The sequence below is a fragment of the Actinacidiphila alni genome (genome assembly GCF_900112845.1).
In the GTDB taxonomy this organism is placed as follows: domain Bacteria; phylum Actinomycetota; class Actinomycetes; order Streptomycetales; family Streptomycetaceae; genus Actinacidiphila; species Actinacidiphila alni.
Genome location: NZ_FONG01000004.1, coordinates 345,426 through 368,190, shown reverse-complemented (window position 1 = coordinate 368,190; position 22,765 = coordinate 345,426). Strand labels below are relative to the sequence as shown.

22 protein-coding genes, 1 tRNA gene and 1 pseudogene are annotated in these 22,765 nt (G+C 71.8%); 21 read left to right on the top strand and 3 right to left on the bottom strand.

From position 1 onward, the window contains the following. Nucleotides 1-85 precede the first annotated feature (85 nt). The 15 genes from BM076_RS09510 to BM076_RS09445 all read left to right on the top strand — a co-directional run bounded on the left by BM076_RS09510 (nt 86) and on the right by BM076_RS09445 (nt 15,142). A complete protein-coding gene (locus BM076_RS09510; RefSeq protein WP_093712977.1) occupies nt 86-1,570 on the top strand; it encodes an FAD-dependent monooxygenase in 1,485 nt (494 codons plus the stop codon). Between the two features lie 2 nt (nt 1,571-1,572). Then, the gene (locus BM076_RS09505) at nt 1,573-1,899 is read left to right on the top strand and encodes a TcmI family type II polyketide cyclase (RefSeq protein ID WP_093712976.1); all 327 of its coding nucleotides are present in this window, start codon (nt 1,573-1,575) and stop codon (nt 1,897-1,899) included. After that, nucleotides 1,896-3,176 (top strand): beta-ketoacyl-[acyl-carrier-protein] synthase family protein, encoded by a 1,281-nt coding sequence (locus BM076_RS09500; protein ID WP_093712975.1) that lies wholly within the window; start codon nt 1,896-1,898, stop codon nt 3,174-3,176. Before BM076_RS09505 ends, BM076_RS09500 begins: the two co-directional genes overlap by 4 nt. Beyond that, nucleotides 3,173-4,393, top strand: a complete 1,221-nt coding sequence (locus BM076_RS09495; RefSeq protein ID WP_093712974.1) for a ketosynthase chain-length factor — start codon at nt 3,173-3,175, stop codon at nt 4,391-4,393. The genes BM076_RS09500 and BM076_RS09495 overlap by 4 nt, the downstream gene beginning before the upstream one ends. A 79-nt stretch (nt 4,394-4,472) precedes the next feature. Then, nucleotides 4,473-4,745 (top strand): acyl carrier protein, encoded by a 273-nt coding sequence (locus BM076_RS09490; RefSeq protein WP_093712973.1) that lies wholly within the window; start codon nt 4,473-4,475, stop codon nt 4,743-4,745. 11 nt (nt 4,746-4,756) lie between these two features. Continuing rightward, nucleotides 4,757-5,551, top strand: a complete 795-nt coding sequence (gene fabG, locus BM076_RS09485; RefSeq protein WP_093712972.1) for a 3-oxoacyl-ACP reductase FabG — start codon at nt 4,757-4,759, stop codon at nt 5,549-5,551. A 55-nt stretch (nt 5,552-5,606) separates the two neighbouring features. Next, a complete protein-coding gene (locus BM076_RS09480; RefSeq protein WP_093712971.1) occupies nt 5,607-6,545 on the top strand; it encodes an aromatase/cyclase in 939 nt (312 codons plus the stop codon). 2 nt (nt 6,546-6,547) lie between these two features. Continuing rightward, nucleotides 6,548-7,846, top strand: coding sequence for an FAD-dependent monooxygenase (locus tag BM076_RS36010; RefSeq protein WP_143120544.1), 1,299 nt, complete (start codon nt 6,548-6,550; stop codon nt 7,844-7,846). Further along, nucleotides 7,843-8,610, top strand: coding sequence for an SDR family NAD(P)-dependent oxidoreductase (locus tag BM076_RS36005; protein WP_143120543.1), 768 nt, complete (start codon nt 7,843-7,845; stop codon nt 8,608-8,610). Before BM076_RS36010 ends, BM076_RS36005 begins: the two co-directional genes overlap by 4 nt. An 83-nt stretch (nt 8,611-8,693) precedes the next feature. Beyond that, entirely contained in the window at nt 8,694-10,262 is a 1,569-nt protein-coding gene (locus BM076_RS09470) for an acyl-CoA carboxylase subunit beta (RefSeq protein WP_093712970.1), read from the top strand. Between the two features lie 73 nt (nt 10,263-10,335). Then, the gene (locus tag BM076_RS09465) at nt 10,336-11,304 is read left to right on the top strand and encodes an LLM class flavin-dependent oxidoreductase (protein ID WP_093712969.1); all 969 of its coding nucleotides are present in this window, start codon (nt 10,336-10,338) and stop codon (nt 11,302-11,304) included. Then, nucleotides 11,301-12,611 (top strand): MFS transporter, encoded by a 1,311-nt coding sequence (locus BM076_RS09460; protein WP_093712968.1) that lies wholly within the window; start codon nt 11,301-11,303, stop codon nt 12,609-12,611. The genes BM076_RS09465 and BM076_RS09460 overlap by 4 nt, the downstream gene beginning before the upstream one ends. Further along, nucleotides 12,601-13,194, top strand: a complete 594-nt coding sequence (locus tag BM076_RS09455) for an NADPH-dependent FMN reductase (RefSeq protein ID WP_093712967.1) — start codon at nt 12,601-12,603, stop codon at nt 13,192-13,194. Before BM076_RS09460 ends, BM076_RS09455 begins: the two co-directional genes overlap by 11 nt. A gap of 47 nt (nt 13,195-13,241) precedes the next feature. Continuing rightward, nucleotides 13,242-13,898 (top strand): antibiotic biosynthesis monooxygenase, encoded by a 657-nt coding sequence (locus BM076_RS09450; RefSeq protein WP_093712966.1) that lies wholly within the window; start codon nt 13,242-13,244, stop codon nt 13,896-13,898. A gap of 35 nt (nt 13,899-13,933) precedes the next feature. After that, nucleotides 13,934-15,142, top strand: a complete 1,209-nt coding sequence (locus tag BM076_RS09445; protein WP_093712965.1) for an acyl-CoA dehydrogenase family protein — start codon at nt 13,934-13,936, stop codon at nt 15,140-15,142. A gap of 78 nt (nt 15,143-15,220) precedes the next feature. Here BM076_RS09445 and BM076_RS09440 read toward each other — a convergent pair whose 3' ends face one another. Then, on the bottom strand, nt 15,221-15,904 hold the full coding sequence (locus BM076_RS09440; protein WP_245795886.1) for a response regulator transcription factor: 684 nt from the start codon (nt 15,902-15,904) through the stop codon (nt 15,221-15,223). 280 nt (nt 15,905-16,184) lie between these two features. After that, nucleotides 16,185-16,913 (bottom strand): TetR/AcrR family transcriptional regulator, encoded by a 729-nt coding sequence (locus BM076_RS09435; RefSeq protein WP_265737087.1) that lies wholly within the window; start codon nt 16,911-16,913, stop codon nt 16,185-16,187. A 235-nt stretch (nt 16,914-17,148) separates the two neighbouring features. Here BM076_RS09435 and BM076_RS09430 point away from each other — a divergent pair, with 235 nt between their 5' ends. The 3 genes from BM076_RS09430 to BM076_RS09420 all read left to right on the top strand — a co-directional run bounded on the left by BM076_RS09430 (nt 17,149) and on the right by BM076_RS09420 (nt 20,337). Further along, nucleotides 17,149-18,651 carry an MDR family MFS transporter gene (locus BM076_RS09430; RefSeq protein WP_093712962.1) on the top strand — a complete coding sequence of 501 codons (1,503 nt, stop codon included), beginning with the start codon at nt 17,149-17,151 and terminating at the stop codon, nt 18,649-18,651. Beyond that, a complete protein-coding gene (locus BM076_RS09425) occupies nt 18,648-19,505 on the top strand; it encodes an SDR family NAD(P)-dependent oxidoreductase (protein ID WP_093712961.1) in 858 nt (285 codons plus the stop codon). The genes BM076_RS09430 and BM076_RS09425 overlap by 4 nt, the downstream gene beginning before the upstream one ends. A 160-nt stretch (nt 19,506-19,665) precedes the next feature. Continuing rightward, the gene (locus BM076_RS09420) at nt 19,666-20,337 is read left to right on the top strand and encodes a hypothetical protein (RefSeq protein ID WP_093712960.1); all 672 of its coding nucleotides are present in this window, start codon (nt 19,666-19,668) and stop codon (nt 20,335-20,337) included. 69 nt (nt 20,338-20,406) lie between these two features. Here the strand turns inward: BM076_RS09420 and BM076_RS09415 are convergent, their stop codons facing one another. Beyond that, on the bottom strand, nt 20,407-20,661 hold the full coding sequence (locus BM076_RS09415; RefSeq protein ID WP_093712959.1) for an acyl-CoA carboxylase epsilon subunit: 255 nt from the start codon (nt 20,659-20,661) through the stop codon (nt 20,407-20,409). 247 nt (nt 20,662-20,908) lie between these two features. On the opposite strand from BM076_RS09415, the gene BM076_RS09410 reads away from it, so the two are divergent. The 3 genes and pseudogenes from BM076_RS09410 to BM076_RS09400 all read left to right on the top strand — a co-directional run. After that, on the top strand, nt 20,909-21,643 hold the full coding sequence (locus tag BM076_RS09410) for a DUF7873 family protein (RefSeq protein ID WP_093712958.1): 735 nt from the start codon (nt 20,909-20,911) through the stop codon (nt 21,641-21,643). Between the two features lie 124 nt (nt 21,644-21,767). Further along, nucleotides 21,768-21,903, top strand: a tRNA-OTHER gene (locus BM076_RS36525). A gap of 331 nt (nt 21,904-22,234) precedes the next feature. Continuing rightward, nucleotides 22,235-22,732 (top strand): annotated as a pseudogene (locus tag BM076_RS09400) (GlxA family transcriptional regulator); the annotation flags it as partial. Nucleotides 22,733-22,765: the final 33 nt, after the last annotated feature.

The following is a 22,765-nucleotide window of genomic DNA, read 5'->3' as shown; positions in this document are numbered from 1 at the left end:
CTACTCGGGGGCGATTGCGTACGCGCCGCCGCCGTGAATTCCGGGAGAGTCCGCACGCGATTTCCTATACGTACGGGAGAGGTGTATGAGCGCATCGGTCATCATTGCGGGAGCCGGACCTGCCGGGCTCGTACTCGCCGGAGAACTGCGGCTGGCGGGCATAGACGTCGTCATTCTGGAACGCCTGTCGGGACCCACCGCCGAATCGCGTGGAATCGGCCTGGCCATTCGTACGGTCGAGACCTTCGCCCAGCGCGGGCTGCTGCGCCGCTTCGGCGATCTCACGACCAGCGAACAGGGGCACTTCGGCGGCGTGCCGCTCGACCTCGGCGTGCTCGACGGGCCCTTCCGCAGCGCCAAGACCGTGCCGCAGTCCGTCACCGAGGCCGTCCTGCAGAGCTGGGCGCTCGAACTGGGCGCCGAGATCCGCCGCGGCCACGAGGTGCTGTCCTACCGGGAGGAGGAGACGGCCGTCGCCGTACGCGTCAGCACCCCGGACGGCGAACGGACGCTGCGCGCGGACTACTTGGTCGGCGCCGACGGCGGACGCAGCACCGTGCGCAAGGCCGGCGGCTTCGACTTCCCCGGCACCGCAGGCGGCACGGAACTGCTGCTCGCCGACATCCGCGGCGTCGACGTCGCCCCCCGGATGACCGGCGAACTGTCGGCCGGCGGCATGGTGATGTCCGCGCCGCTGGCCGGCGGTGTGCACCGGGTCATCGTCGGCGAACGCGGCACACCCCCGCGCAGGCGCGGCGGCCCGCCGCTTTTCCACGAGGTCGCCGACACCTGGAAACGGCTGACCGGCGACGACATCTCGGCCGCGGAACCGGTGTGGATCAGCGCATTCACCGACGCCGCGCGCCAGGTCTCCGACTACCGCAAGGGCCGGGTGCTGCTCACCGGGGACGCCGCGCACATCCACTTCCCGGCCGGCGGCCAGGGCATGAACGTCAGCATCCAGGACTCGGTGAACCTCGGCTGGAAACTCGCCGCGGTGCTGCGCGGCACCGCCCCCGTATCGCTGCTCGACACCTACCACACCGAACGGCACGAGGTCGGCGCGCAGTTGCTCGCCAACACCGGCGCGCAGAGCCAGCTGATCCTCGGCGGCAAGGAGGCCCAGCCGCTGCGTTCCGTACTCGCCGACCTGACCGCGTACGAGGACGTCACCCGCCATCTGGCCGCCCAGGTCAGCGGGTTGGCGATCCGATACGACGTCGGCGCGGGCCCCAACCCGCTGCTCGGGGCACGGATGCCGCACCTGGAGCTCACCGTCCGGGGCCGACCCACCAGCAGTACCGCCCTGCTGCACGCCGGCCGCGGTGTGCTGCTCGACCTGGCCGACAACCCGCACCTGCGGCGCCGCGCGGCCGGCTGGCGCGAGCGCGTCGACATCGTCACCGCCCGGCCGCGCGGCGAACGGCCCGACCCGCTCGACGGCACCACCGCGGTCCTGATCCGCCCCGACGGCTATGTCGCCTGGGCGGGACCCGGCAGCCACCACGACCTTCCGGCGGCACTGGACCGCTGGTTCGGTCCCGCCCGACCCGAATCGCGAGAGAGGTAGAGATGTACAGCACCCTGATCGTCGCCCGTATGCAGCTGGGCTCGGCCGACGACGTCGCCGGGATCTTCGGCGCCTTCGACGACACCGACATGCCCCACCTGATGGGCACGCGCCGCCGCGAACTGTTCTCCTACCGCGGCCTGTACTTCCACCTCCAGGACTTCGACGGCGAGAACGGCGGCGAGCGGATCGAGACCGCGAAGACCGACCCGCGCTTCGTCCGGATCAGCGACGACCTCAAGCCGCACATCGAGGCGTACGACCCGGCCACCTGGCGCTCGCCCGCCGACGCGATGGCACGGCGCTTCTACCACTGGAGTGCCGAATGAGCGCCGCGGGCGGCCGCCGCGTCGTGATCACCGGTGTCGGGGTCACCGCGCCCGGCGGCATCGGCGTCAAGGACTTCTGGCAGCTGCTGGCCGACGGCCGCACCGCCACCCGGCGCATCTCCTTCTTCGACCCGTCCTCCTTCCGCTCCCAGATCGCCGCGGAGGCCGACTTCGACGCCGAACTGTCGGGTCTCACCCCGCAGGAGATCCGCCGGATGGACCGCGCGGCGCAGTTCGCGGTGGTCACCGCCCGCGAGGCCGTCGCCGACAGCGGCCTGGACTTCGCCGCCGTCGACCCGCACCGCGTCGGCGTGACGATCGGCAGCGCGGTGGGCGCGACCACCGGCCTCGACCAGGAGTACCGCGCGGTCAGCGACGGCGGCCGGCTCGACCTGGTCGACCACGAGTACGCGGTGCCGCACCTCTACAACTACCTGGTGCCCAGCTCCTTCGCGACGGAGGTCGCCTGGGCGGTCGGCGCCGAAGGGCCCGGCACCGTCGTCTCCACCGGCTGCACCTCGGGCCTGGACTCGGTCGGGTACGCCACCGACCTGATCCGCGACGGCGCCGCCGACGTCGTCGTGGCGGGCGCCAGCGACGCCCCGATCTCACCGATCACCGTCGCCTGCTTCGACGCGATCAAGGCCACCACCGCCCGCAACGACGACCCCGAGCACGCCTCCCGGCCCTTCGACGCCAGCCGTACGGGCTTCGTCCTCGGCGAGGGCGCGGCCGTCTTCGTGCTGGAGGAACTGGAGAGCGCGCGCCGCAGGGGCGCCCACATCTACGCCGAGGTCGCCGGATACGCGACCCGCTCCAACGCCTTCCACATGACCGGACTGCGCCCGGACGGCGCCGAGATGGCCGAGGCGATCCGGGTGGCGCTCGACGAGGCCAGGCTCGGCCCGGAGGACATCGACTACATCAACGCGCACGGCTCAGGCACCAAGCAGAACGACCGGCACGAGACCGCCGCCTTCAAGCGCAGCCTCGGCGAGCACGCCTACCGGACCCCGGTCAGCTCCATCAAATCGATGGTCGGCCACTCCCTCGGCGCCATCGGCTCCATCGAGATCGCCGCCTCCGTGCTGGCGATGGAGCACAGCGTCGTCCCGCCGACCGCCAATCTGCACACCCCCGACCCCGAGTGCGACCTCGACTACGTACCGCTGACCGCGCGCGACTGGCGTACGGACACGGTGCTGTCGGTCGGCAGCGGCTTCGGCGGCTTCCAGAGCGCGGTCGTGCTCGCCCGGCCCGATCGGAGCGCCCGATGAACGCCCGCCCCCTGGTCACCGGACTCGGTGTCGTCGCACCCAACGGCCTCGGCCTGGAGGAGTATTGGGCCGCCACGCTCGCCGGGCGCAGCGCCATCGGGCGCATCACCCGCTTCGACCCCACCGACTACCCGTCGCGGCTGGCCGGAGAGATCAGCGGCTTCGACGCCCGCGAGCACCTGCCGAGCAGGCTGCTGCCGCAGACCGACCGGATGACGCAGCTCGCGCTGGTCGGCGCCGACTGGTCGCTCACCGACGCCGGGATCGACGCGGCCGAACTCCCCGACTACGCGGCGGGCGTCATCACCGCCAGCCACTCCGGCGGCTTCGAATTCGGCCAGAACGAACTCAAGGCGCTGTGGAGCAAGGGCGGCAGATACGTCTCCGCCTACCAGTCCTTCGCCTGGTTCTACGCCGTCAACAGCGGCCAGATCTCCATCCGGCACGGGCTGCGCGGCCCCAGCAGCGTCGTCGTCTCCGACCAGGCGGGCGGCCTCGACGCGCTCGCCCAGGCCCGGCGGCAGATCCGCAAGGGCACCTCGGTCGTGGTGGCAGGCGCCGTCGACGCCTCGATCTGCTCCTGGGGATGGGTGGCGCAACTGGCCGGCGGCCGGCTCGCCACCGGCGACGACGCGGCCCGCGCCTATCTGCCCTTCGACGAGGACGCGCGCGGCCATGTGCCGGGCGAGGGCGGCGCGTTGCTGGTCGTGGAGGACGCCGAGCACGCCAGGGCCCGCGGCGCGCAGAACGTCTACGGGGTGCTCGCCGGGCACGCCGCCACGATGGACCCGCGCCCGGGCAGCGGGCGCGCGCCCGGCATCGAACGGGCCGTCGAGGAGGCGCTGCGCGACGCCGGCATCGGCCCGGACGAGGTGGACGTCGTCTTCGCGGACGCCGCCGCGATCCCCGAACTCGACCGCGCCGAGGCCGAGGCCATCACCAAGACCTTCGGGCCGCACGGCGTCCCGGTCACCGCACCCAAGACCATGACCGGCCGGCTCTACTCCGGCGCCGCCCCGCTGGACGTGGCCGCTGCCCTGCTGAGCATCCGCGACGGCATCATCCCGCCGACCGTCGGCAGTTCGCCCAACGACCGCTACGACATCGACCTCGTGATCGGCGCCCCGCGCCCCGCTCCCGTACGCACCGCCCTGGTGCTCGCCCGCGGCCAGGGCGGCTTCAACTCGGCGCTCGTCGTACGCGCCGCCGACAGCTGAGACCCACGGCCGCGCACCGCGGCCACGGCCGCACCTCCCAGGACCTTCGGACACCGACCCCGCCACGAAAGGCCCGCACATGCCCACCACCAGCCCGTTCACCCTCGACGACCTGCGCCGCATCCTGCGCGAGGCGGCCGGAGAAGAGGAAGGCGTCGACCTGACCGGCGACATCATCGACACCGACTTCACCGCCCTCGGCTACGAATCGCTCGCCCTGCTGGAGACCGGCGGCCGGATCGAGCGCGAGTACGACATCTCGCTCGACGACTCCGCGCTGACCGACGTGGTCACCCCGCGCGGCCTCATCGACATCGTCAACGCGCAGCTCGCCGCTGCCCAGAGCGTCTGAGGGAGGCCGCCATGTCGCAGACCACGGAAACCACCGGAAAGGTCGCACTGGTCACCGGCGCGACCAGCGGCATCGGCCTGGCCGTCGCCCGGCTGCTGGCCGGACAGGGCCACCGCGTCTTCATCGGCGCCCGCGACGCCGGCAATGTCGCGGCGACCGTCAAGGAACTGCGCGCCGAGGGCCTCGACGTGGACGGCGCTGTCGTCGACGTCCGCAGCGACGAGCAGGTCAGGTCGTTCGTGCTCGCCGCCGTCGAGCGGTACGGGCCGGTCGACGTCCTGGTCAACAACGCGGGCCGCAGCGGCGGGGGAGTGACCGCCGACATCGCCGACGAACTCTGGTACGACGTGATCGAGACCAACCTCAACAGCGTCTTCCGGGTCACCCGCGAAGTGCTGAACGCGGGCGGACTGCGCGCCAAGAGCCGCGGCCGGATCATCAACATCGCGTCCACCGCGGGCAAACAGGGCGTCGTGCTCGGCGCCCCGTACTCCGCGTCCAAGCACGGCGTGGTCGGTTTCACCAAGGCGCTGGGCAACGAGCTGGCGCCGACCGGCATCACCGTCAACGCGGTCTGCCCCGGCTACGTCGAGACGCCGATGGCGGCGCGGGTCCGGCAGGGCTACGCGGCGGCCTACTCCACCAGCGAGGACGCCATCCGGGAGAAGTTCGAGGCCAAGATCCCGCTCGGCCGCTACTCCTCGCCCGAGGAAGTGGCCGGCCTGGTCGGCTACCTCGCCTCGGACACCGCCGCCTCCATCACCTCCCAGGCGCTCAACGTCTGCGGCGGTCTCGGCAACTTCTGATCCGTCGATCCGCCGCGCCCCTCTGCCGCCCCAACCCACCGATCGGAGCTGTGACATGACGACCCGTGAGGTCGAACACGAGATCACCGTGCGGGCCGCCGCCGCCGACGTCTACCGGCTGCTCGCCGACGTCGAGAACTGGCCCCGTCTCTTCCCGCCGTCCGTCTACGTCGACTACCTGGAGCGCGACGGGAACGAGGAACGGATCCGGATCTGGGCCACCGCCAACGGCGAGGCCAAGAACTGGAGTTCGCGGCGGGTCCTGGACCCCGACGCGCTGCGCATCCGCTTCTGGCAGGAGGTCTCCGCGCCGCCGGTCGCCGAGATGACCGGCACCTGGGTCATCGAACCGCTGGCCGAGACCGAGACCCGGGTGCGGCTGCTGCACTCCTACCGGGCGATCGACGACGATCCCGAGGGTCTGACCTGGATCGACGAGGCGGTGGACCGCAACAGCCGGGCCGAACTGCCGGGCCTGAAGACCAACTTGGAGCTGTCCGCGCAGGACGCGGGACTCAGCCTGTCCTTCGAGGACAGCGTCCGGATCGAGGGCGCCGCCAAGGACGCCTACGACTTCGTCAACGAGGCCCAGCTGTGGACCGAGCGGCTGCCGCACGTGGCGAAGGTCGAACTCACCGAGGACACCCCGGGGTTGCAGACGCTGCGGATGGACACCCTCACCAAGGACGGCTCGACCCACACCACCGAATCCGTCCGGGTCTGCTTCCCGCACCGCAAGATCGCCTACAAGCAGACCACCCTGCCCGCGCTGCTCGATCTGCACACCGGCTACTGGACCTTCGAGGAAGGTCCCGACGGCGTCACCACGGCCACCTCGCAGCACACCGTCGTGCTCAACGCCGACAACATCGGCGCGGTGCTCGGGCCGGAGGCGGGAGTGGCCGAGGCGCGCACCTTCATCCGCGAGGCGCTCGGCAACAACAGCCGCGCCACCTTGAACCACGCCAAGGAGCACGCGGAAGCGCGGCGTTGACCATGGCCGGCGCACCGAACACCGAGGCGGACCCCGCTCCCGGCCCCGCGGCGGACCCTGCCCTCGACCCCTCGGCGGACACCGCCGTGGACACCGACGTCGTCGTGGTCGGGGCGGGCCCGGTCGGGCTGCTGCTCGCCGGTGAACTGCGGCTGGGCGGCGCCCGGGTGACCGTACTGGAGCAGCTCACCGAGCCGACCACCGAATCCCGGGCCTCCACCCTGCACACCCGCACGATGGAGATCCTGGAGGAACGCGGTCTGCTGGCCCGGCTCGGCACCCTGCCCAGCGGCGGCCCCGGGCACTTCGGCGGCATGCGGCTCGACCTGACCGCGGCCGACCCCGGCCACCGGTGGGCCGGCCAGTGGAAGTGCGCCCAGGCCCGGCTCGAATCCCTGCTGCACGACTGGGCGACGGAGTTGGGCGCGCGGGTGCTGCGCGGGCACGTGGTCACCGGTCTGCGGCCGCGCACGGACCGGATCGAGGCCGGATTCGCCACGCTCGGCACCACGGCCAGAGGCACAGGCACCGGCCTCCTGAGCGCCTCGTACCTGGTCGGCTGCGACGGTGAGCGGAGCACCGTACGGCAGCTGGCCGGGTTCGAGGTGGCCGGCCAGGACGGCGCCCTGGAAATGCTGCGGGCCGACGTCGCCGGCATCGACATCCCCGACCGGCGCTTCGAGCGGCTCCCGAACGGCCTTGCCACCGCCCACCGTTGGCCCGACGGCAGCACCCGCGTCATGGTCCATGTGTACGGCAGCGGCGCCGCGCGGCGGACCGGGCCGCCGAGCCTGGCCGAGGTGGCGGCGGCCTGGAAGCTGGTCACCGGCGAGGACATCGGCGCCGGCACCCCCGTCTGGCTCAACGCCTTCGACAACACCAGCCTTCAGGCCGCCCGTTACGTCAAGGGCCGGGTGCTGCTGGCGGGGGACGCGGCCCACGCGCAGATGCCGGTCGGCGGCCAGGCCCTCAACCTCGGCCTCCAGGACGCCGCCGACCTCGGCCCGAAGCTCGCCGCCCGGATCACCGGCCAGGACCCGGCGGCGCCGGACGGCGCCGGCTCCGCGCTGCTGGAGAGCTACCACGCCACCCGGCACCGGATCGGCGCCGCGACCCTCACCAACATCCAGGCCCAGGCCCGGCTGCTGCTCGGCGGCCCCGAGGTGGACGGGCTCCGGGCGGTCTTCGGCGACCTGCTGACGATCGGCCCGGCCCGCCGCCACCTCGCCCGCGCCATCAGCGGCCTCGGCCACGCGGACACCACGACCGAAGAACCCACCCCACGAGAGGCAGCAGCATGAGCAGGCTCATCGGCAAGACGGCGCTCGTCACCGGCTCCAGCCGCGGCATCGGCCGCGCCACCGCCGTACGGCTGGCCAGGGAGGGCGCACTGGTCGCCGTCCACTACGCGGCCAACGAGGCGGCGGCGCGCGAGACCGTGGAGCTGATCGAGAAGGACGGCGGCCGGGCCTTCACCGTCCGCGCGGAGCTGGGCAAACCCGGTGACGTGCACGAACTCTTCCTCGGCCTGGAACAGGGGCTCAAGGAGCGGTCGGACGACACCACCCTGGACATCCTGGTCAACAACGCGGGCGAGGCCACCGCGACCGGCATCGCCCCCGAGGACGTCACCCCGGAACAGCTCGACCGCTTCTTCGCGGTCAACGCCAAGGCCCCGTATCTCATCGTGCAGCGCGCTCTCGCGCAGATCCCCGAGGGCGGCCGGATCATCAACATCTCCTCGGGCCTGACCCGGGTCGCCAACCCCGACCAGGTCGCGTACGCGATGACCAAGGGCGCCATCGAGCAGCTCACGCTGCACCTCGCCCGGCACCTGGCGCCGCGCGGCATCACCATCAACAGCGTCGCGCCCGGCATCACCGACAACGGCAGCGCCGTCTTCGGCATCCCCGAGGCCGTCGAGCAGATGGCCCAGCTCTCCGCCTTCAAGCGGGTCGGCCAGGCGGGCGACGTCGCCGACGTCGTCACCTTCCTCGCCACCGACGAGGCCCGCTGGATCACCGGCGCCTTCATCGACGCGACCGGCGGCACCCTGCTCGGCTGACCGGCCGGACCCGCGCCCGTACCAACGCCGCCACCGGCAACGGCGGTTCAGCACACCCGACTCGGACAGGAGGTGACACGGCCATGCCGACCGACATCCCCGGCAGCATCGCCGCCCGCACGGCCGAACTCGACGCCCTCAAGGAACAGGTCAGGCAGGGGCCCGACCCGCGGGCCACCGAACGCCAGCACGCGCGCGGCAAGCTCACCGCCCGCGAGCGGATCGACCTGCTGCTGGACAAGGGCAGCTTCACCGAGGTCGAAGGGCTGCGCCGGCACCGCGCCACCGGCTTCGGCCTGGAGGCGAAGAAGCCGCACACCGACGGTGTGGTCACCGGCTGGGGCACCGTCGAGGGCCGCACGGTCTTCGTGTACGCCCACGACTTCCGGATCTTCGGCGGCGCGCTCGGCGAGGCGCACGCCGAGAAGATCCACAAGCTGATGGACCTGGCGATCGCGGCCGGCGCGCCCCTGGTGTCGCTCAACGACGGCGCGGGCGCCCGTATCCAGGAAGGCGTGCAGGCGCTGGCCGGTTACGGCGGGATCTTCCGCCGCAACACCGCGGCGTCCGGGGTGATCCCGCAGATCTCGGTGATGCTCGGCCCGTGCGCGGGCGGCGCCGCCTACTCCCCGGCGCTGACCGACGCGGTGTTCATGGTCCGTGAGACCTCGCAGATGTTCATCACAGGACCCGATGTCGTCCAGGCCGTGACCGGCGAGAAGATCACGCAGAACGGGCTCGGCGGCGCCGATGTGCACGCCGCCGCCTCCGGAGTGGCGCACTTCGTCTACGACGACGAGGAGACGTGCCTGGCCGAAGTCCGCTATCTGCTCTCGCTGTTGCCCGCCAACAACCGCGAACTGCCGCCGCGCGCCGTCTGCGCCGACCCGCCGGACCGCGAGTCCGAGGCGCTGCTCGACCTGGTGCCCGCGGACGGCAACCGCTCCTACGACGTACGGCGGGTGATCGAGGAGATCGTCGACGACGGCGAATTCCTGGAGGTGCACGCCGCGTTCGCGCCCAACCTGGTCTGCGCGCTGGCCCGGCTCGACGGACAGACCGTCGGCGTCCTCGCCAACCAGCCCGCGGCCCTCGCCGGCGTCCTCGACATCGACTCCAGCGAGAAGGGCGCGCGCTTCGTGCAGTTCTGCGACGCCTTCAACATCCCGCTGATCACCCTCGTCGACGTCCCCGGCTTCCTGCCCGGCGTCGACCAGGAGCACACCGGCATCATCCGGCGCGGCGCCAAACTGCTGTACGCCTACTGCAACGCCACCGTGCCGCGGATCTCGATCATCCTGCGCAAGGCGTACGGCGGCGCGTACATCGTCATGGACTCCCGCTCGATCGGCGCGGACCTGGCCTTCGCCTGGCCGACCAACGAGATCGCGGTGATGGGCGCGGAGGGCGCGGCGAACGTCGTCTTCCGGCGCGAGATCGCCGCCGCCGACGACCCGGCCGCGATGCGCGAGCGGAAGATCGCCGAATACCGCGAGCAGTTGGTCCACCCGTACTACGCGGCCGAACGCGGCCTCGTGGACGACGTCATCGACCCGCGGCTGACCCGGCCGGTGCTCTGCCGGGCGCTGAGCATGCTCGCCGCCAAGGGCGCCGACCTGCCGCACCGCAAGCACGGCAACCCGCCGCAGTGACCCCGGGATCCGCCGCCGAACCCCCGCAGACCTCCGCAGACCCCCGCGAACCCCCAGTGAAAAGGAGCGTGCCATGGACGTCGGACTCCTCTTCGACCTGCGCAACCCCCAGCAGTGGCACCGGCCGTGGGCGGCCCACTACGGCCGGACCCTGGACCTGTGCGAAGAGGCCGACCAGCGAGGAGCCGGCGGCCTGTGGTTCACCGAGCACCATCTTTTCGAGGACGGCTACCTGCCGCAGCCGCTGACCTTCGCCGCGGCCGTCGCCGCCCGCACCCGCAGGGCCCGGATCGGCACCTCCGTGGTGCTGCCCGCGCTGCACAGCCCCGTCGACCTCGCGGAACAGGCCGCGCTCGTCGACCTGATCAGCGGCGGCCGGCTCGAACTCGGCCTGGGCGCCGGCTACCGGGTGCCCGAGTACGAGCTGTTCGGCGCGGACTTCAGCCGCCGCTTCGCGGCCACGCAGAAGGGCATCCGGGAGATCCTGCGGCTGTGGCGCGAGGGCGGCGTCTCCCCGCTGCCGATCCAGGACCCGCCGCCGGTGTGGGGCGGCTTCTACGGGCCGCGCGGCGCCCGGATCGCCGGCGAGCTGGGCATCGGGCTGCTGCACATCTCGCGGCCGATGTTCAAGCACTACCGCAAGGGCCTGGTCGAGGCGGGACACGACCCGCAGACCGCCCGGGTCAGCGACCTGATGCCGATCATCCTCGCCGAGGACCCGGAGAAGGCGTGGCACCAGGTGGCGCCGCACCTCGCCCACCAGGTCAACTCCTACCGGCAGTTGTCGGTCGAGGGCCGGGACAGGAGCGAGCCGCTGCTGACCGCCGACGACCTGCGCGACCCCAACGCCGAGGACACCCGCGGCCTGCTGGACATCCTCACGCCCGAGGACGCCGCCGTACGGATCAAGGAGCTGGTCGGCGATCTGCCGGTCAAGCACCTGATCTTCTGGGCGAGCATCGCCGGGATGCCGGACGAGCTGGTGACCGAGAACATCCGGCTCGTCACCGAGAAGCTGCCCCCGCTGCTGGACCCGCAATGACGGCCGCCCCCCGTACCGGCGCCCCCGACGCACCGCCCGCGGGCGGTGCGGCCGACCCCGCGCGCTGGGACGCCCGGCTCACGACGGTGCTGCTGATCCTGTCCGGCAACATGATCCTCGACGCGATCGAGGTCTCCCTCGTCCTGGTCGCCCTGCCCTCCATCGGCGACGCGCTGGACCTCGGCCTGTGGACGGTGCAGTGGCTGATGAGCGGCTTTGCGCTCGGCTTCGCCGCGCTGCTGCTGATCGGGCCGCGGCTCAACGCCCGGCTGGGCCGCAGACGCGTCTACCTCGGCGCGATGCTGCTGTTCGCCGCCGCCTCGGTGGTCGGCGGCCTCACCGACAGCGCCGCGCTGCTGATCGCCACCCGCGTCGTGAAGGGCCTGAGCGCGGCGCTCACCGCGCCGACCGGGCTCGCCATCATCGGCACCGCCTTCCCCGCGGGACCGCGGCAGCGCCGCGCGGTCTCGGTCTACGCCCTGTTCGGCGCGGCCGGCTTCACGGCCGGACTGCTGCTGTCCGGGGCGCTGCTGAACGGCAGCTGGCGGTGGACCTTCCTCTTCCCGGCACCGGTGGCGCTGATCCTGCTCGTCTTCGGGCTGCGGGTCATCCCGCCCGACCGCGGCAGGACCCCGGCGCCGCGCATCACGCCCACGCTGCTGCGCGACCGCGCCCTGCTGCGCTCCGCGATCGGCGCGACCACCCTCAACGGCACCTACCAGAGCCTGCTCCTGCTGCTGGTCTTCCGGACGCAGCGCCAACTCGGCTGGTCGCCCTGGCAGTCGGCGGTCGCGCTGCTGCCGGCCTGCGTGCCGCTGGCGGTGACCGTCCCCTTCGCCGGGGCGCTGGTGGCGCGCTGGGGGACCGGCCGGTTGATCGCGCTCGGCGCGACCGCGCCACTGCTGGGCTACGCGTACTTCCTGTGGCGGGCCGGCGCGGGAGCGTACGCCACCGGGACACTGCCGACGCTGCTGCTGGTCGGCGCGGGCTTCGTCCTGTCCTTCGCCGCCCTCAACATCCAGGCGACCGGCGCACTGCCGCCCGCCGAACGCGCCGCGGCCGTCCCGCTGTTCCAGACGGCCGTACAGCTCGGCGCGGTGGTGATGCTCCCGGCCACCGCCGCGCTGCTCGGCGCGCACCACGGCAGCCGCCCCGCGCTGGCGCTGATCACCGCGGTCGCCGTCGTCGGCCTGCTGGCCGCGCTGCCGGGACTGCGGACGCCCGCCGCATCCCCCTCGGCCGGCTCCACGCCTTCTCCCACGGCCTCCCCTCCCGCCCTACAGAACGGGTCGCACCATGACGGATGACCAGCTCTCCCTCGCCATCATCACCGCCAGCGTCCGGGACGGCCGGCTCGGTCCCGCCGTCGCCGACTGGTTCCTCACCCAGGTCAAGGAGCGCGCCGAATTCGCCGCGCAGACCGTCGATCTGATCGACCATCAACTCCCGCTGGTGCTGCCGGGGCCCGGCAAGGACGTACCGCTGGAGACCGCCAGGACCCGGGAGACCCTGCGCTCGGTCCTCGTCGCCGCCGACGCCGTCGTCATCGTCACACCCGAGTACAACCACAGCTTCCCCGCGGTGCTGAAGAACACCGTCGACTGGTTCTACGAGGAGTGGACCGCCAAGCCCGTCGGCTTCGTCTCCTACGGCGGGCTGAGCGGCGGAATCCGCGCCGTCGAGCAGCTGCGGCAGGTCTTCGCCGAGGTGCACACCCTCACCGTCCGCGAGAACGTCGCCTTCTCCATGGCGGGGAACCGCTTCGACGAGGCGGGCCGGCTGACCGACCCCGGGCCGTTCGTCCAGTCGGCCGGACTCCTGCTCGACCAGCTCCAGTGGTGGGGCCGCGCGCTGCGCGCCGCCCGCGCCGAGCACCGCTATCCGCGCTGAACACCCGCCCGCGGAACCCCCCCGACCGACCCTGGAAGGACGACGCCATGGCCCAGGAGACCAACCAGCAGACCAAGGCGGCGCCGCCGGACATCCGGCGCGCCGACAGTACGGCGGTGCACGTCGCGCAGTGGTACGTGCCCGACCGGGAGACCGGTGTCGCCACCCTCGACCGCGCCGTGGCGCAGTGGGACGCCGCCCGCTGGCCGTCCGGCATCCGCTCCGTCAACGCCTACCTCAGTACCGAGCACGACACCGTGCTGACCTACGTCCAGACCTCCGACCCCGCCGCCCACGCCGCGTTCACCGCCGGGCTGACGGACCTGGCGGGCGCGGCGACCGTCGCGTACACGCTGCACCGCGCGATCGTGCTGCACCACGGGCCGCTGGTGCCGGCCAGCTTCGTCGTCGCGACCTTCGACGTGGACGGGCCGCACGCACAGCGCGGCATCGTCGACTCGGTGGCCGGCGCCCTCGAACAGGCCCCGGGCGACCGGCACCCCGGCCTGCTGTCGGCCAACTTCCACCTCAGCGCCGACGGCACGCGCGTACTGAACTACGCCGAGTGGACCAGCGACGAGGCGCACATCTCGTTCCTGGAAGGCGCCACGCGGGCCGCGACCCTGCGCGCCACCCACGACACCCCGGGCGTGCGGCCGATCGGATTCAAGCGCTACCACCTGCTCCACAGCCGCGCGGTCTGACGCCGCGTCATATCCCTACCCAGGAGGAATCCATCGTGACCAGCTCCGCGCCAAGCAGCGCCCCCAGGCGGGAAGAACTCGTCGCAGCCGCCGAGAAGTTGGTGCCGCTGCTGCGGTCCCGCGCGCTGTGGATCGACGAGAACCGGCGGCTCCCGCAGGACGTCATCGAGGCGATCGAGGCGTCCGGCCTGCTCAAGATGCAGGTGCCCGTGGAGTACGGCGGATACGAGTCCGACACCCGCGCCTTCGTCGACGTCCTGGCCGAGATCGCCAAGGGCAACAGCTCGGCCGCCTTCGTGCTGTCCATCTACGCGTCGCTGACCTGGATGGTCGGCCTGTGGCCCGACCAGGCGCTGGAAGAGGTGTTCGCGCAGCCGCACGTCCGGGTGACCGGCACGACAGCCGCCTCCGGCACGGCGAAGCGGGTCGACGGCGGCTATCTGATCAACGGGAGCTGGGGCTTCAACAGCGGCGTCCTGCACGCCCATTACAAGATCACCGCCGCGATCCCCGAGCAGCCCGAGGGCGCCGCGGCGCCGGACGGTCCCGTCCTCCCGGTCTTCGCGCTGATCCCGATCCCCGAACTGGAGATCGTGGACGACTGGAACACCATCGGCCTCGCCGGCTCCGGCAGCGTGACCACCGTGGCCAAGGACGTCTTCGTGCCCGACCACCGGGTGATTTCCGGCGCCGACTTCTACCAGAACGTCGCCAACTCGCCGGTCCAGGCGGCCAAGGGCGCCTACCGGGTGCCGATGCTGGTCACCGCGACCGCGATGCAGACCGGCCAGCTCGTCGGCGCCGCGAAGTACGCCCTGTCCAGCTTCCTGGAGCGGCTGCCCGGACGGCCGCTGACGTACACGAACTACCCGAGCCAGGCGGAGGCGCCGATCACCCACCTCCAGATCGGCGAGGCCGCCCTGCTGATCCAGGACGCCGAGGCGCGGGCGCACCGCTTCGCCGATCTGCTGGCGGACAAGATCGAGCGGGACGAGCCGTGGACCCAGGAGGAACGCGTCCACTCCCGGGTGCAGATCGGCTGGATCGCCCGGCAGGCCAAGCAGGCGGTGGAGATCCTGGCCGGGGCGAGCGGCGGCTCCTCGATCTTCCGTGACGTGCCGATCACCCGCATCCAGCGCGATGTGCACGCGACGTCGCTGCACGCGCTGATCACCCCCGGCACCAACATCGAGCTGTACGGCAGGTCGCTGGCCGGGCTCGAACCCAACTCGGTCTATCTGTAGGTCCGTTCCGTACGGTCCCGTCGCGCGGAGACGATGCGGCGCCGGCGCCCCCGCCCCGGGAGCACCGGCGCCGCGGCGTCAGCCGACGCCGACCCGGAAGCCCACACCGCGTACGGTGACGATCCAGCTGCTGCGGCCCAATTTGTTGCGCAACGAGTTGACATGGGTGTCCACGGTGCGGCTCGCTTGATATCCGGCGGCCAGGGCCAGCGGAATCTCCCAGATCTCGGCCAGCAGTCGCTGCCGTGTGACGACCATCTCCGAATGCCGGGCCAGGTAGTACAGCAGGTCGAACTCCTTGCGGGTCAGCCGCACCGACCGTTCGCGCACCCGGACTTTCCGTGAGACCGCGTCGATGTGCAGTTCACCGATCGAGACCGCGGTTTTCGGGTCGAGCACCGGACGCCGGGGTTTTCGGCGGCGCATGACCGCCTCCATACGGGCCGCCAACTCCCGTATTTCGAAGGGCTTGTCGAGGCAGTCGTCGGCGCCCGCCCGCAGGCCGAGCACCCGGTCTAGTTCTGTCCCACCGCCGGCGAACGCGATAACGGGAAGTCCGCCGGTCTCCCGCAGCGCACGGCAGACGTCCAGGCCGTCCATGTCCGGCAGGTCGAGATCGAGCAGCACGAAATTCGCCCGTTCGTACTGCTCGAGTGCGGCGGCCCCGGAATCCACGATCGTGACCTCGTGACCGTACCGTTCCAGATTGCGGGCCAGCTCTTTCGCTTCGACTTCCTGCGCCGCCACGACGAGTATGCGCACGGTATCTCCCTTGGAGTTGCGTGGACCGAAGGCGGATTCACGGCCGCAAGCTCCATTGCCTGCTTCGCTGTCGGGTGAGCACCTATCCAGATCTGATCCGCTCGGCGGATTCCCAAACCGGTGTCGTCGATTCGAGCCAGGGCATTCATACGCGTTCACACGGCCTTGGCGCGGCGGACGCATACATGCCGGCGTGCGCGAAGACACCAGGGGTGAGGAAGGAGCAAGAAGGAGGAGGAAAGAAGCGGAGGGAAGCGGTCCTGCGGGGGAGGCGCGCGGTTCAGGCGGTGGCGGGGAGCGAGGACGGGCTCGGGGAAGCGCCGGGCGCGGCGTCGCGGTAGGCGCGCAGGAACGTGCTCACCGCGGCGTGCGCGACCAGCTCCCGCTCGGCGTCCGGCACTGGACGCGTACCGAGCTGGGACCGGGCCTCCATGGGGCCGGTGAGCAGCGCGAGGAACTGCTCGGCGGCCTCGACGGGATCGCAGGGGCGCAGCAGACCGGCCAGCGACAGCCGCGCCATCCGGTCGGCGAGGGTCTGCCGCAACCGGTCGGCGCCGCGGCCCCAGACGGCCTCCAGGAGATCGGGGAAGCGAGTGATCTCCGCGTGCAGCAGCCGGCGCAGCGCCCAGGAGCGGGGGTCGCAACACTGGTGCAGCAGGAGGCGGCCGACGTCCTCCAGCCGGGTGCGCACCGGATCGGCCTGCCCCCCGGCGGTCGACGCCACGGCGGACTGATCGACCGTGAGCTGCTCCGCGAGCGCCAGATTCTCGGCCATCACCGCGCTCCCCGCCGCCTCCATCGCGGCGTGGAACAGGCTTTCCTTGTCGCCGAGATGGTTGTACACAGTGTGCTTGGCGACGCCCGCGACCTCGGCGATCTCCTCCATGCACGCACCGGCGTACCCCCGGTTCGCGAACACGGTGAAAGCGGCGTCGAGAATCGCCTGCCGCTTGTCGATACGGCCCCGCGAGGCCGCCCGGCCACGGGGGGCCGGTGCCGCCGCCGTCACGGAAGTCGCCGCGGCTGCCGTCGCAGAAGCCGTCGCTGTCGTCGCAGTCGTCGAAGTCGCAGATCCGCCCACGCAACGAGTGTACCCGGTACGGGCGTTGAGTTGCACCCATGAGTGCATTCGGTTGCCCGACCGCGTTGTCAAGAGTCTGTACGGTGCTCTAATCTGCACTGACGAGTGCAAATTCGCCTGGCGGCACGTGATGTGACGCCACCTCATGCCATCGGAGAGACTCATGGCGCACCCGTCGAACGAGGGCCTGGATCCCGCGCTGCGACGACTGATCGGAGTGATCCTGTTAGGCGGGATCATGGGCATCCTCGACGGCTCGATGATCGCCGTCGCCGCGGACACCCTGGTCAAGGACTTCGACACCTCGCTCAGCGCGGTGAGTTGGGTGTCCACCGCCTATCTGCTCGCGCTGACGGTGAGCATCCCGGTCACCACCTGGGCCGTCGACAGGTTCGGCGGCCGGCGGCTCTGGCTGCTCGGCCTCGTGGTCTTCCTGGCGGGCTCCATCAGCTCCGGGCTCGCGTGGAACATCGGCAGCCTGATCGTCTTCCGGGTCCTCCAGGGACTCGGCGCGGGGCTGCTCGACCCGCTGATGCTGACCCTGCTGGCCCGCTCGGCGGGACCCGCCAGGATCGGCCAGGTCATGGGTCTGATGGGCGTCGTCGGCTCCAGCGGCCCGGTGTTCGGACCGATCGTCGGCGGCTTCATCCTGCAAGGGGTCAGCTGGCGCTGGATGTTCCTGGTGAACGTGCCGATCGGCCTGCTCGCCCTGGTGCTCGCGCTGCGGGTGATCCCCGACGACCGGCCGGCCCCCGGCGAGCACACCGCGGGCCGGCTCGACACCGTCGGCGTCGCGCTGATCGGCCCCGGCGTCGCCGCCGCCGTACTGACTCTGTCGCAGTACGCCGAGCGGACCGAATTCGCCACCTGGCAGGTCCTGGTGCCGCTGGCCGCCGCCGTCGTCCTGCTCGCCGCCTACGCCGTCCACGCGCTGCGCGAGCGCGGCACACCCCCGCTGATCGACCTGCGGCTGTTCACCTCGCGCAGCTTCTCCGCCAGCGTCGTCCTGAGCGCCCTCGTGGGACTGGCGACCTTCGCCAGCCTGTTCGCGCTCCCGCTCTACTACCAGCAGGTCCGCGGCCACGACACCTTCGAGTCCGCGCTGCTGCTCGCCCCGCTCGGCGTCGGCTCCGCCCTGTCCATGCCGCTGACCGGGCGGCTGTCGGACAAGCTGGGCTCGCGCAATCTGGTGCTCGGCGGCAGTGTGCTCGCCGGGCTCAGCGCCCTGGCCTTCACCCAGCTCGACGCGGGCACCTCGCAGGTCTGGACGGCGGTGGTGGCGTTCACCATCGGTATCGGCCTCGGCAGCGTCGGCGCGCCCACCATCGCCTCGCTCTACCGGACGCTGCCCCCGCAGAAGGTGCCGCAGGGCAGCACGGTGCTGTACATGCTCAATCAGCTCGGCGCCGCGATCGGCATCGCGCTCGTCGCGCTGCTGGTGCAGAGCGCGGGCGACGGTGACGCGCTCGGCGGCTTCCGGCACGCCTACTGGGGCGTGACCGCGGCGCTCGCGCTCGCCGCGGTCGCCGCGACCCAACTGCCGGGCCGCGCCCGCCCGCAGGAGCCCGCCGCGCCCGACGAGGGCGCGGTGCCCGAGGACGTCCGAGCACCCGACAAATCCGCGGAGGCCCCGGCCTCCCTGGCCGCCCAAGGGGACGTGCTGTGAAAACGATCGTGATCGCCGGTGGCACCGACGGCATCGGCAAGGCGCTGGCCGAGGTACGGCTCGGCGCCGGCGACACCGTCGTGGTCGTCGGCCGCAGCGAGACCAAGGGCAAGGCGTTCCTTGACACCGCCGCCGCGCTCGGCGCCGCCGACCGTGCCGTCTTCCTGCCCGCCGACCTCAGCCTGATCGAGGAGAACGAGCGGATCGCCGACGAACTGCGCGCCCGCTTCCCGACGCTGGACGCGCTGATCTTCTGCGCCCGGCACTACCGGACCCGGCGCGCCGAGACGGCCGACGGCATCGAGGAGAATTTCGCGCTCTTCTACCTCAGCCGCTATCTGCTCGGGCACGCGCTCGTGGACGCGCTGTCCGCGGCGGAGCACCCGGTGGTGGTGAACGTGGCGGGGCCCGGCGCCAGTCTGAACGTGGTGCGCTGGGACGACCTGGAGCTGCGCCACGGCTACCACGGCGGCGCCGCCCTCGGCCAGGGCGGCAAGCTCAACGACCTGCTGGGCGTGGCCTTCGCCGAGCGGTACGGCGAACTGGGCATCCGCTACGTCCTCATCCACCCCGGCGTCACCGCCACGAGCTTCTCCGGCTCCTACGACGAGCCGACGCTCCAGCAGATCCGCTCGATGCAGTCCTTCGCCAAGCCGGTCGAGGCGGCACTGCCGCCGATCCTCGCGGCCGTGGACGCCCCGCCGGCAGAGCCGCTGAGCGCCTTCGTGGAAGGCGTACGGATCGGGGTCACCGACCGGTCCTTCGACCCCGCCGCCGCCCGGCGGCTGGACGCGGACACCGCGCGCATCCTGCTCGGCCGGCGCGGCAAGTCCGCCGCCGCGGAGGCGAATTGACGCGGCGCACAGTTTTGCCCAGCAGGAATTGATGTTCTTTTCACAACCCTGAGCCGGGATTCCTGGGCGCGGGTCACGGCCGGTCGGAGAATGTTCCGTACCACGCCGTGGCCCGCGCCTTTTCCGGCGGGGCCGCCCCCCCTTCCCGAGGAGCCGGAGAATGTCCCACGCGTCCACCGTGCGGCCCGTCATCGAGAATCCGCGAAGCGACATCGTGCTCGTCACGACCGTGCCCACCACCAGTGAACGGCAGACCGCGACCGCGGAAGCCGTCGTCGCGCACTGGCAGGCCGCGCAGTGGCCGCCGGAGCTGCTGTCGCTGACGGCGTACACCAGCAGCGACGGCGAATCGGTGCTGACGTACGGCCAATGGGCGTCTGAAGAGGCGCTGTTGCGGGCGCTGAAGGAGGAGGGCGGCATCGCGTACGCGGGCCCGGCCGTCCCGGAAACCGCCGGGCCCGCCCCCGCCCCCGTGCCCTACCGGCTCTACCGCGCCGTCCGCGGCAACGGCATCCCCGACCCCGCGCCCGTCGCCGAGTCCTTCCCCGTCGCCTTCTTCGGCGCGGAGAACGACCGGGCCGCCCGTGAATTCGTGGACGGGCTCTTCGCCGCCGAGGAGGCCACCGAGGGCGACGACCGCGACTACCCGGGCGGGATCTCGGCGAACATGCACATCAGCGTGGACGGCACGAGTGTGCTCAGCTTCTCGGAGTGGGTGACCGAGGCCAACGCCGTCGCCCACATCGAGGCCGTCTGGGAGCCGCTGCTGAAGCACCTCGGCGGCACCGGCCTGCTCTACCGGCACTTCGGCAGCCTGTACCCGGTGGCCTGAGTACGGGTCCGGCCGGCCCCCGTCCGCGGTGGACAGGGGGCCGGCCGGGACCGCGACGGCGCGCGGGACTCAGGCGGCGGCGCGCCCGTACGGGTGCCAGACGCGCGGCGCGTGGAAGAGGGACGCCCGCTCCGGGCGCCGCCACCGCGCCATGCTCACGACCCCGGCCGCGGGCGACGGTTCGGCCGCGGCGCCCGCGCGGGCGTACAGAACGGCCAGCAGCGCCGCCAGTTCCTCCGGCGTCGCACGGCCCCGCTCCACGCGCACCGCGCCGAATTCGGCGGTACGGGAATCGGTCGGGCGGGAATCGGTCGGGTCGGTCATCGCAATAGTCCTTTGCGCCTGGGAATCGGGTCCGCAATTCAGGGTTCCAGGGATTCCGGCCCGCCTTCAAGGCGGTACGGATCAGAAGTCCGTCAGGCTCGGTCAACCTTTGGTGACCACTCTCAGGAAAACGTCAACGCGGCTCGTCCCGGCGGGCGTCGGCGGCCGCCGGGGGAGCGGAGCGGGGGTGTGAGCCGCCCCGGAAAACCGGTCGAACGCGCGGCCGGGCCGCTGTTACCGTCTGCGGGTGGCGAAACTCAATCAGATCATCGCAGTGGAGAAGGGCGTCAAGTCCAAGGCGCAGCAGGAACTGACGACCGCTCATCACGACCTGCAGAAGCCCGCGTTGCTGTCCGGTATCTCGCGGACCTATCAGCCGAAGGATGAGGAGGGCGAGCAGCTGCCGCCCGAGTCGACCCGGGTGCAGATCAAGGCCGAGACCGTGCTGCGCGACACCGCGGCGGCGCTCACCCGGCTCTTCGACGTGACCGCCACCAAGGACTGGGCCAACTGCGAGGCGCGCGCCGACGTGAAGGTCGACGGCCGGACGCTGGTCGCCGACGTGCCCGTGTCCTATCTGCTCTTCCTGGAGAAGCAGCTCACCGACCTCAACACCTTCGTCCGCAAGCTGCCGGTGCTGGACGCGGCCGAGGGCTGGAATCTCGACGCGTCCACCGACGCCTGGAAGACCGAGCCGGTCCGTACGATCCGCACCCGCAAGGTCCCGCGCAATCACGTGAAGGCCGAGGCGACCGAGAAGCACCCGGCACAGGTCGAGGTCTACTACGAGGACGTGGCGGTCGGTTACTGGACCACGGTGAAGTTCTCCGGCGCGCTGCCCGCCCGCCGGGTCAACGAACTGCTGGACCGGGTCGAGACGTTGCAGCAGGCGGTGAAGTTCGCCCGCGAGGAGGCGAACGGCGCGGAGGTCACCGACCAGCGGGTCGGCGACGCCGTATTCGGGTACCTGTTCGCGCAGTGACCCCCCAAGATCCCCTCCGCGGGAGCGCGGAGGGTGCGCGAGGAGCGCAAAGCTGACGCTGAAGTTCGTCGTGAAAGACGCGGTTCCAGTGGGGGTTCGAATCCCTCCCCCCGCACCACGTGCGGGGGTGGCCCAACCGGCAGAGGCAGACCGCGATCAATCTCAGACTCTCGCTCCAGACTCAGCAGCTGCCGCCGATCGCCGGATCGACCGGCCGCGGGCCCGGTCGTCAGGTGCAGGTTCAAATCCTGCCCGGCCCTCTTCGGGGGCCGGTAGTTCAACGGTAGAACGTGACGACATCAGACTGACCCGCGGCCTCAAGCGTGCCGGTGTGTGCACAGGGCGGCGACCGAGGGGCCCGGAGGCTGGACATGCCTCCGGGTCCCGCTCCTTGTCCGCGGTGGCGGCTCAGACGCCGGTCGTCGAGCCGGGCCGGCTGATCATCAGCACCGTCACCGTCGCCCACAGCAGATTGAACAGGCCGGTGTACATCGCCAGCCGTACGGTCACCTCGCGCGGGACCGCCCGGCGACGACGTGCTGGACGCGCTGCGCGCCGCCGCGGCGCGCGGCACCCGGATCGCCTCGGTCTGCGGCGGCCGGACTCGACCTGTGCCTGCACATGATCCGCCGCGACCTCGGCTCCGCGGTGGCCGCCGACACGGCCCGGCTTTCGGTCATGCCGCTCGAACGGGAGGGCGGCCAGGCCCAGTTCGTCGTGCACGACCAGCCGCCGGCGCCGCGCGGCTCGGCCCTGGAAGAGGTGCTGGCGTGGCTGGCGGACAACGCCGACAAGGACGTCACGCTTGACGCGATGGCCGCCCGCTGCGGGATGAGCCAGCGCACCTTCAGCCGCCGCTTCCGCGAGCAGACCGGCACCACACCCCTGCAATGGCTGCTTCGGGCCCGGATCCGGCGGGCGCAGTATCTGCTGGAGACCACCGAGCACACCGTCGAGCGGATCGCCGAACAGTCCGGCTTCGGGTCACCGACCGCCTTCCGCGAGCGCTTCCGGCGGATCGTCGGCACCACACCGCAGTCGTACCGCGCCGCCTTCCACGGCCGCGCACGGCAGGCGGGCACATCCTGAGCAGGCGCGCACATCCTCACGGGGCGCGCAGAG

Excerpts from the sequence above, each read along its gene's own strand:
- BM076_RS09510 (WP_093712977.1), top strand. The coding sequence starts at position 86 with ATGAGCGCATCGGTCATCATTGCGGGAGCCGGACCTGCCGGGCTCGTA.
- BM076_RS09505 (WP_093712976.1), top strand. The coding sequence starts at position 1,573 with ATGTACAGCACCCTGATCGTCGCCCGTATGCAGCTGGGCTCGGCCGAC.
- BM076_RS09500 (WP_093712975.1), top strand. The coding sequence starts at position 1,896 with ATGAGCGCCGCGGGCGGCCGCCGCGTCGTGATCACCGGTGTCGGGGTC.
- BM076_RS09495 (WP_093712974.1), top strand. The coding sequence starts at position 3,173 with ATGAACGCCCGCCCCCTGGTCACCGGACTCGGTGTCGTCGCACCCAAC.
- BM076_RS09490 (WP_093712973.1), top strand. The coding sequence starts at position 4,473 with ATGCCCACCACCAGCCCGTTCACCCTCGACGACCTGCGCCGCATCCTG.
- fabG (WP_093712972.1), top strand. The coding sequence starts at position 4,757 with ATGTCGCAGACCACGGAAACCACCGGAAAGGTCGCACTGGTCACCGGC.
- BM076_RS09480 (WP_093712971.1), top strand. The coding sequence starts at position 5,607 with ATGACGACCCGTGAGGTCGAACACGAGATCACCGTGCGGGCCGCCGCC.
- BM076_RS36010 (WP_143120544.1), top strand. The coding sequence starts at position 6,548 with ATGGCCGGCGCACCGAACACCGAGGCGGACCCCGCTCCCGGCCCCGCG.
- BM076_RS36005 (WP_143120543.1), top strand. The coding sequence starts at position 7,843 with ATGAGCAGGCTCATCGGCAAGACGGCGCTCGTCACCGGCTCCAGCCGC.
- BM076_RS09470 (WP_093712970.1), top strand. The coding sequence starts at position 8,694 with ATGCCGACCGACATCCCCGGCAGCATCGCCGCCCGCACGGCCGAACTC.
- BM076_RS09465 (WP_093712969.1), top strand. The coding sequence starts at position 10,336 with ATGGACGTCGGACTCCTCTTCGACCTGCGCAACCCCCAGCAGTGGCAC.
- BM076_RS09460 (WP_093712968.1), top strand. The coding sequence starts at position 11,301 with ATGACGGCCGCCCCCCGTACCGGCGCCCCCGACGCACCGCCCGCGGGC.
- BM076_RS09455 (WP_093712967.1), top strand. The coding sequence starts at position 12,601 with ATGACGGATGACCAGCTCTCCCTCGCCATCATCACCGCCAGCGTCCGG.
- BM076_RS09450 (WP_093712966.1), top strand. The coding sequence starts at position 13,242 with ATGGCCCAGGAGACCAACCAGCAGACCAAGGCGGCGCCGCCGGACATC.
- BM076_RS09430 (WP_093712962.1), top strand. The coding sequence starts at position 17,149 with ATGGCGCACCCGTCGAACGAGGGCCTGGATCCCGCGCTGCGACGACTG.
- BM076_RS09420 (WP_093712960.1), top strand. The coding sequence starts at position 19,666 with ATGTCCCACGCGTCCACCGTGCGGCCCGTCATCGAGAATCCGCGAAGC.
- BM076_RS09415 (WP_093712959.1), bottom strand. The coding sequence starts at position 20,661 with ATGACCGACCCGACCGATTCCCGCCCGACCGATTCCCGTACCGCCGAA.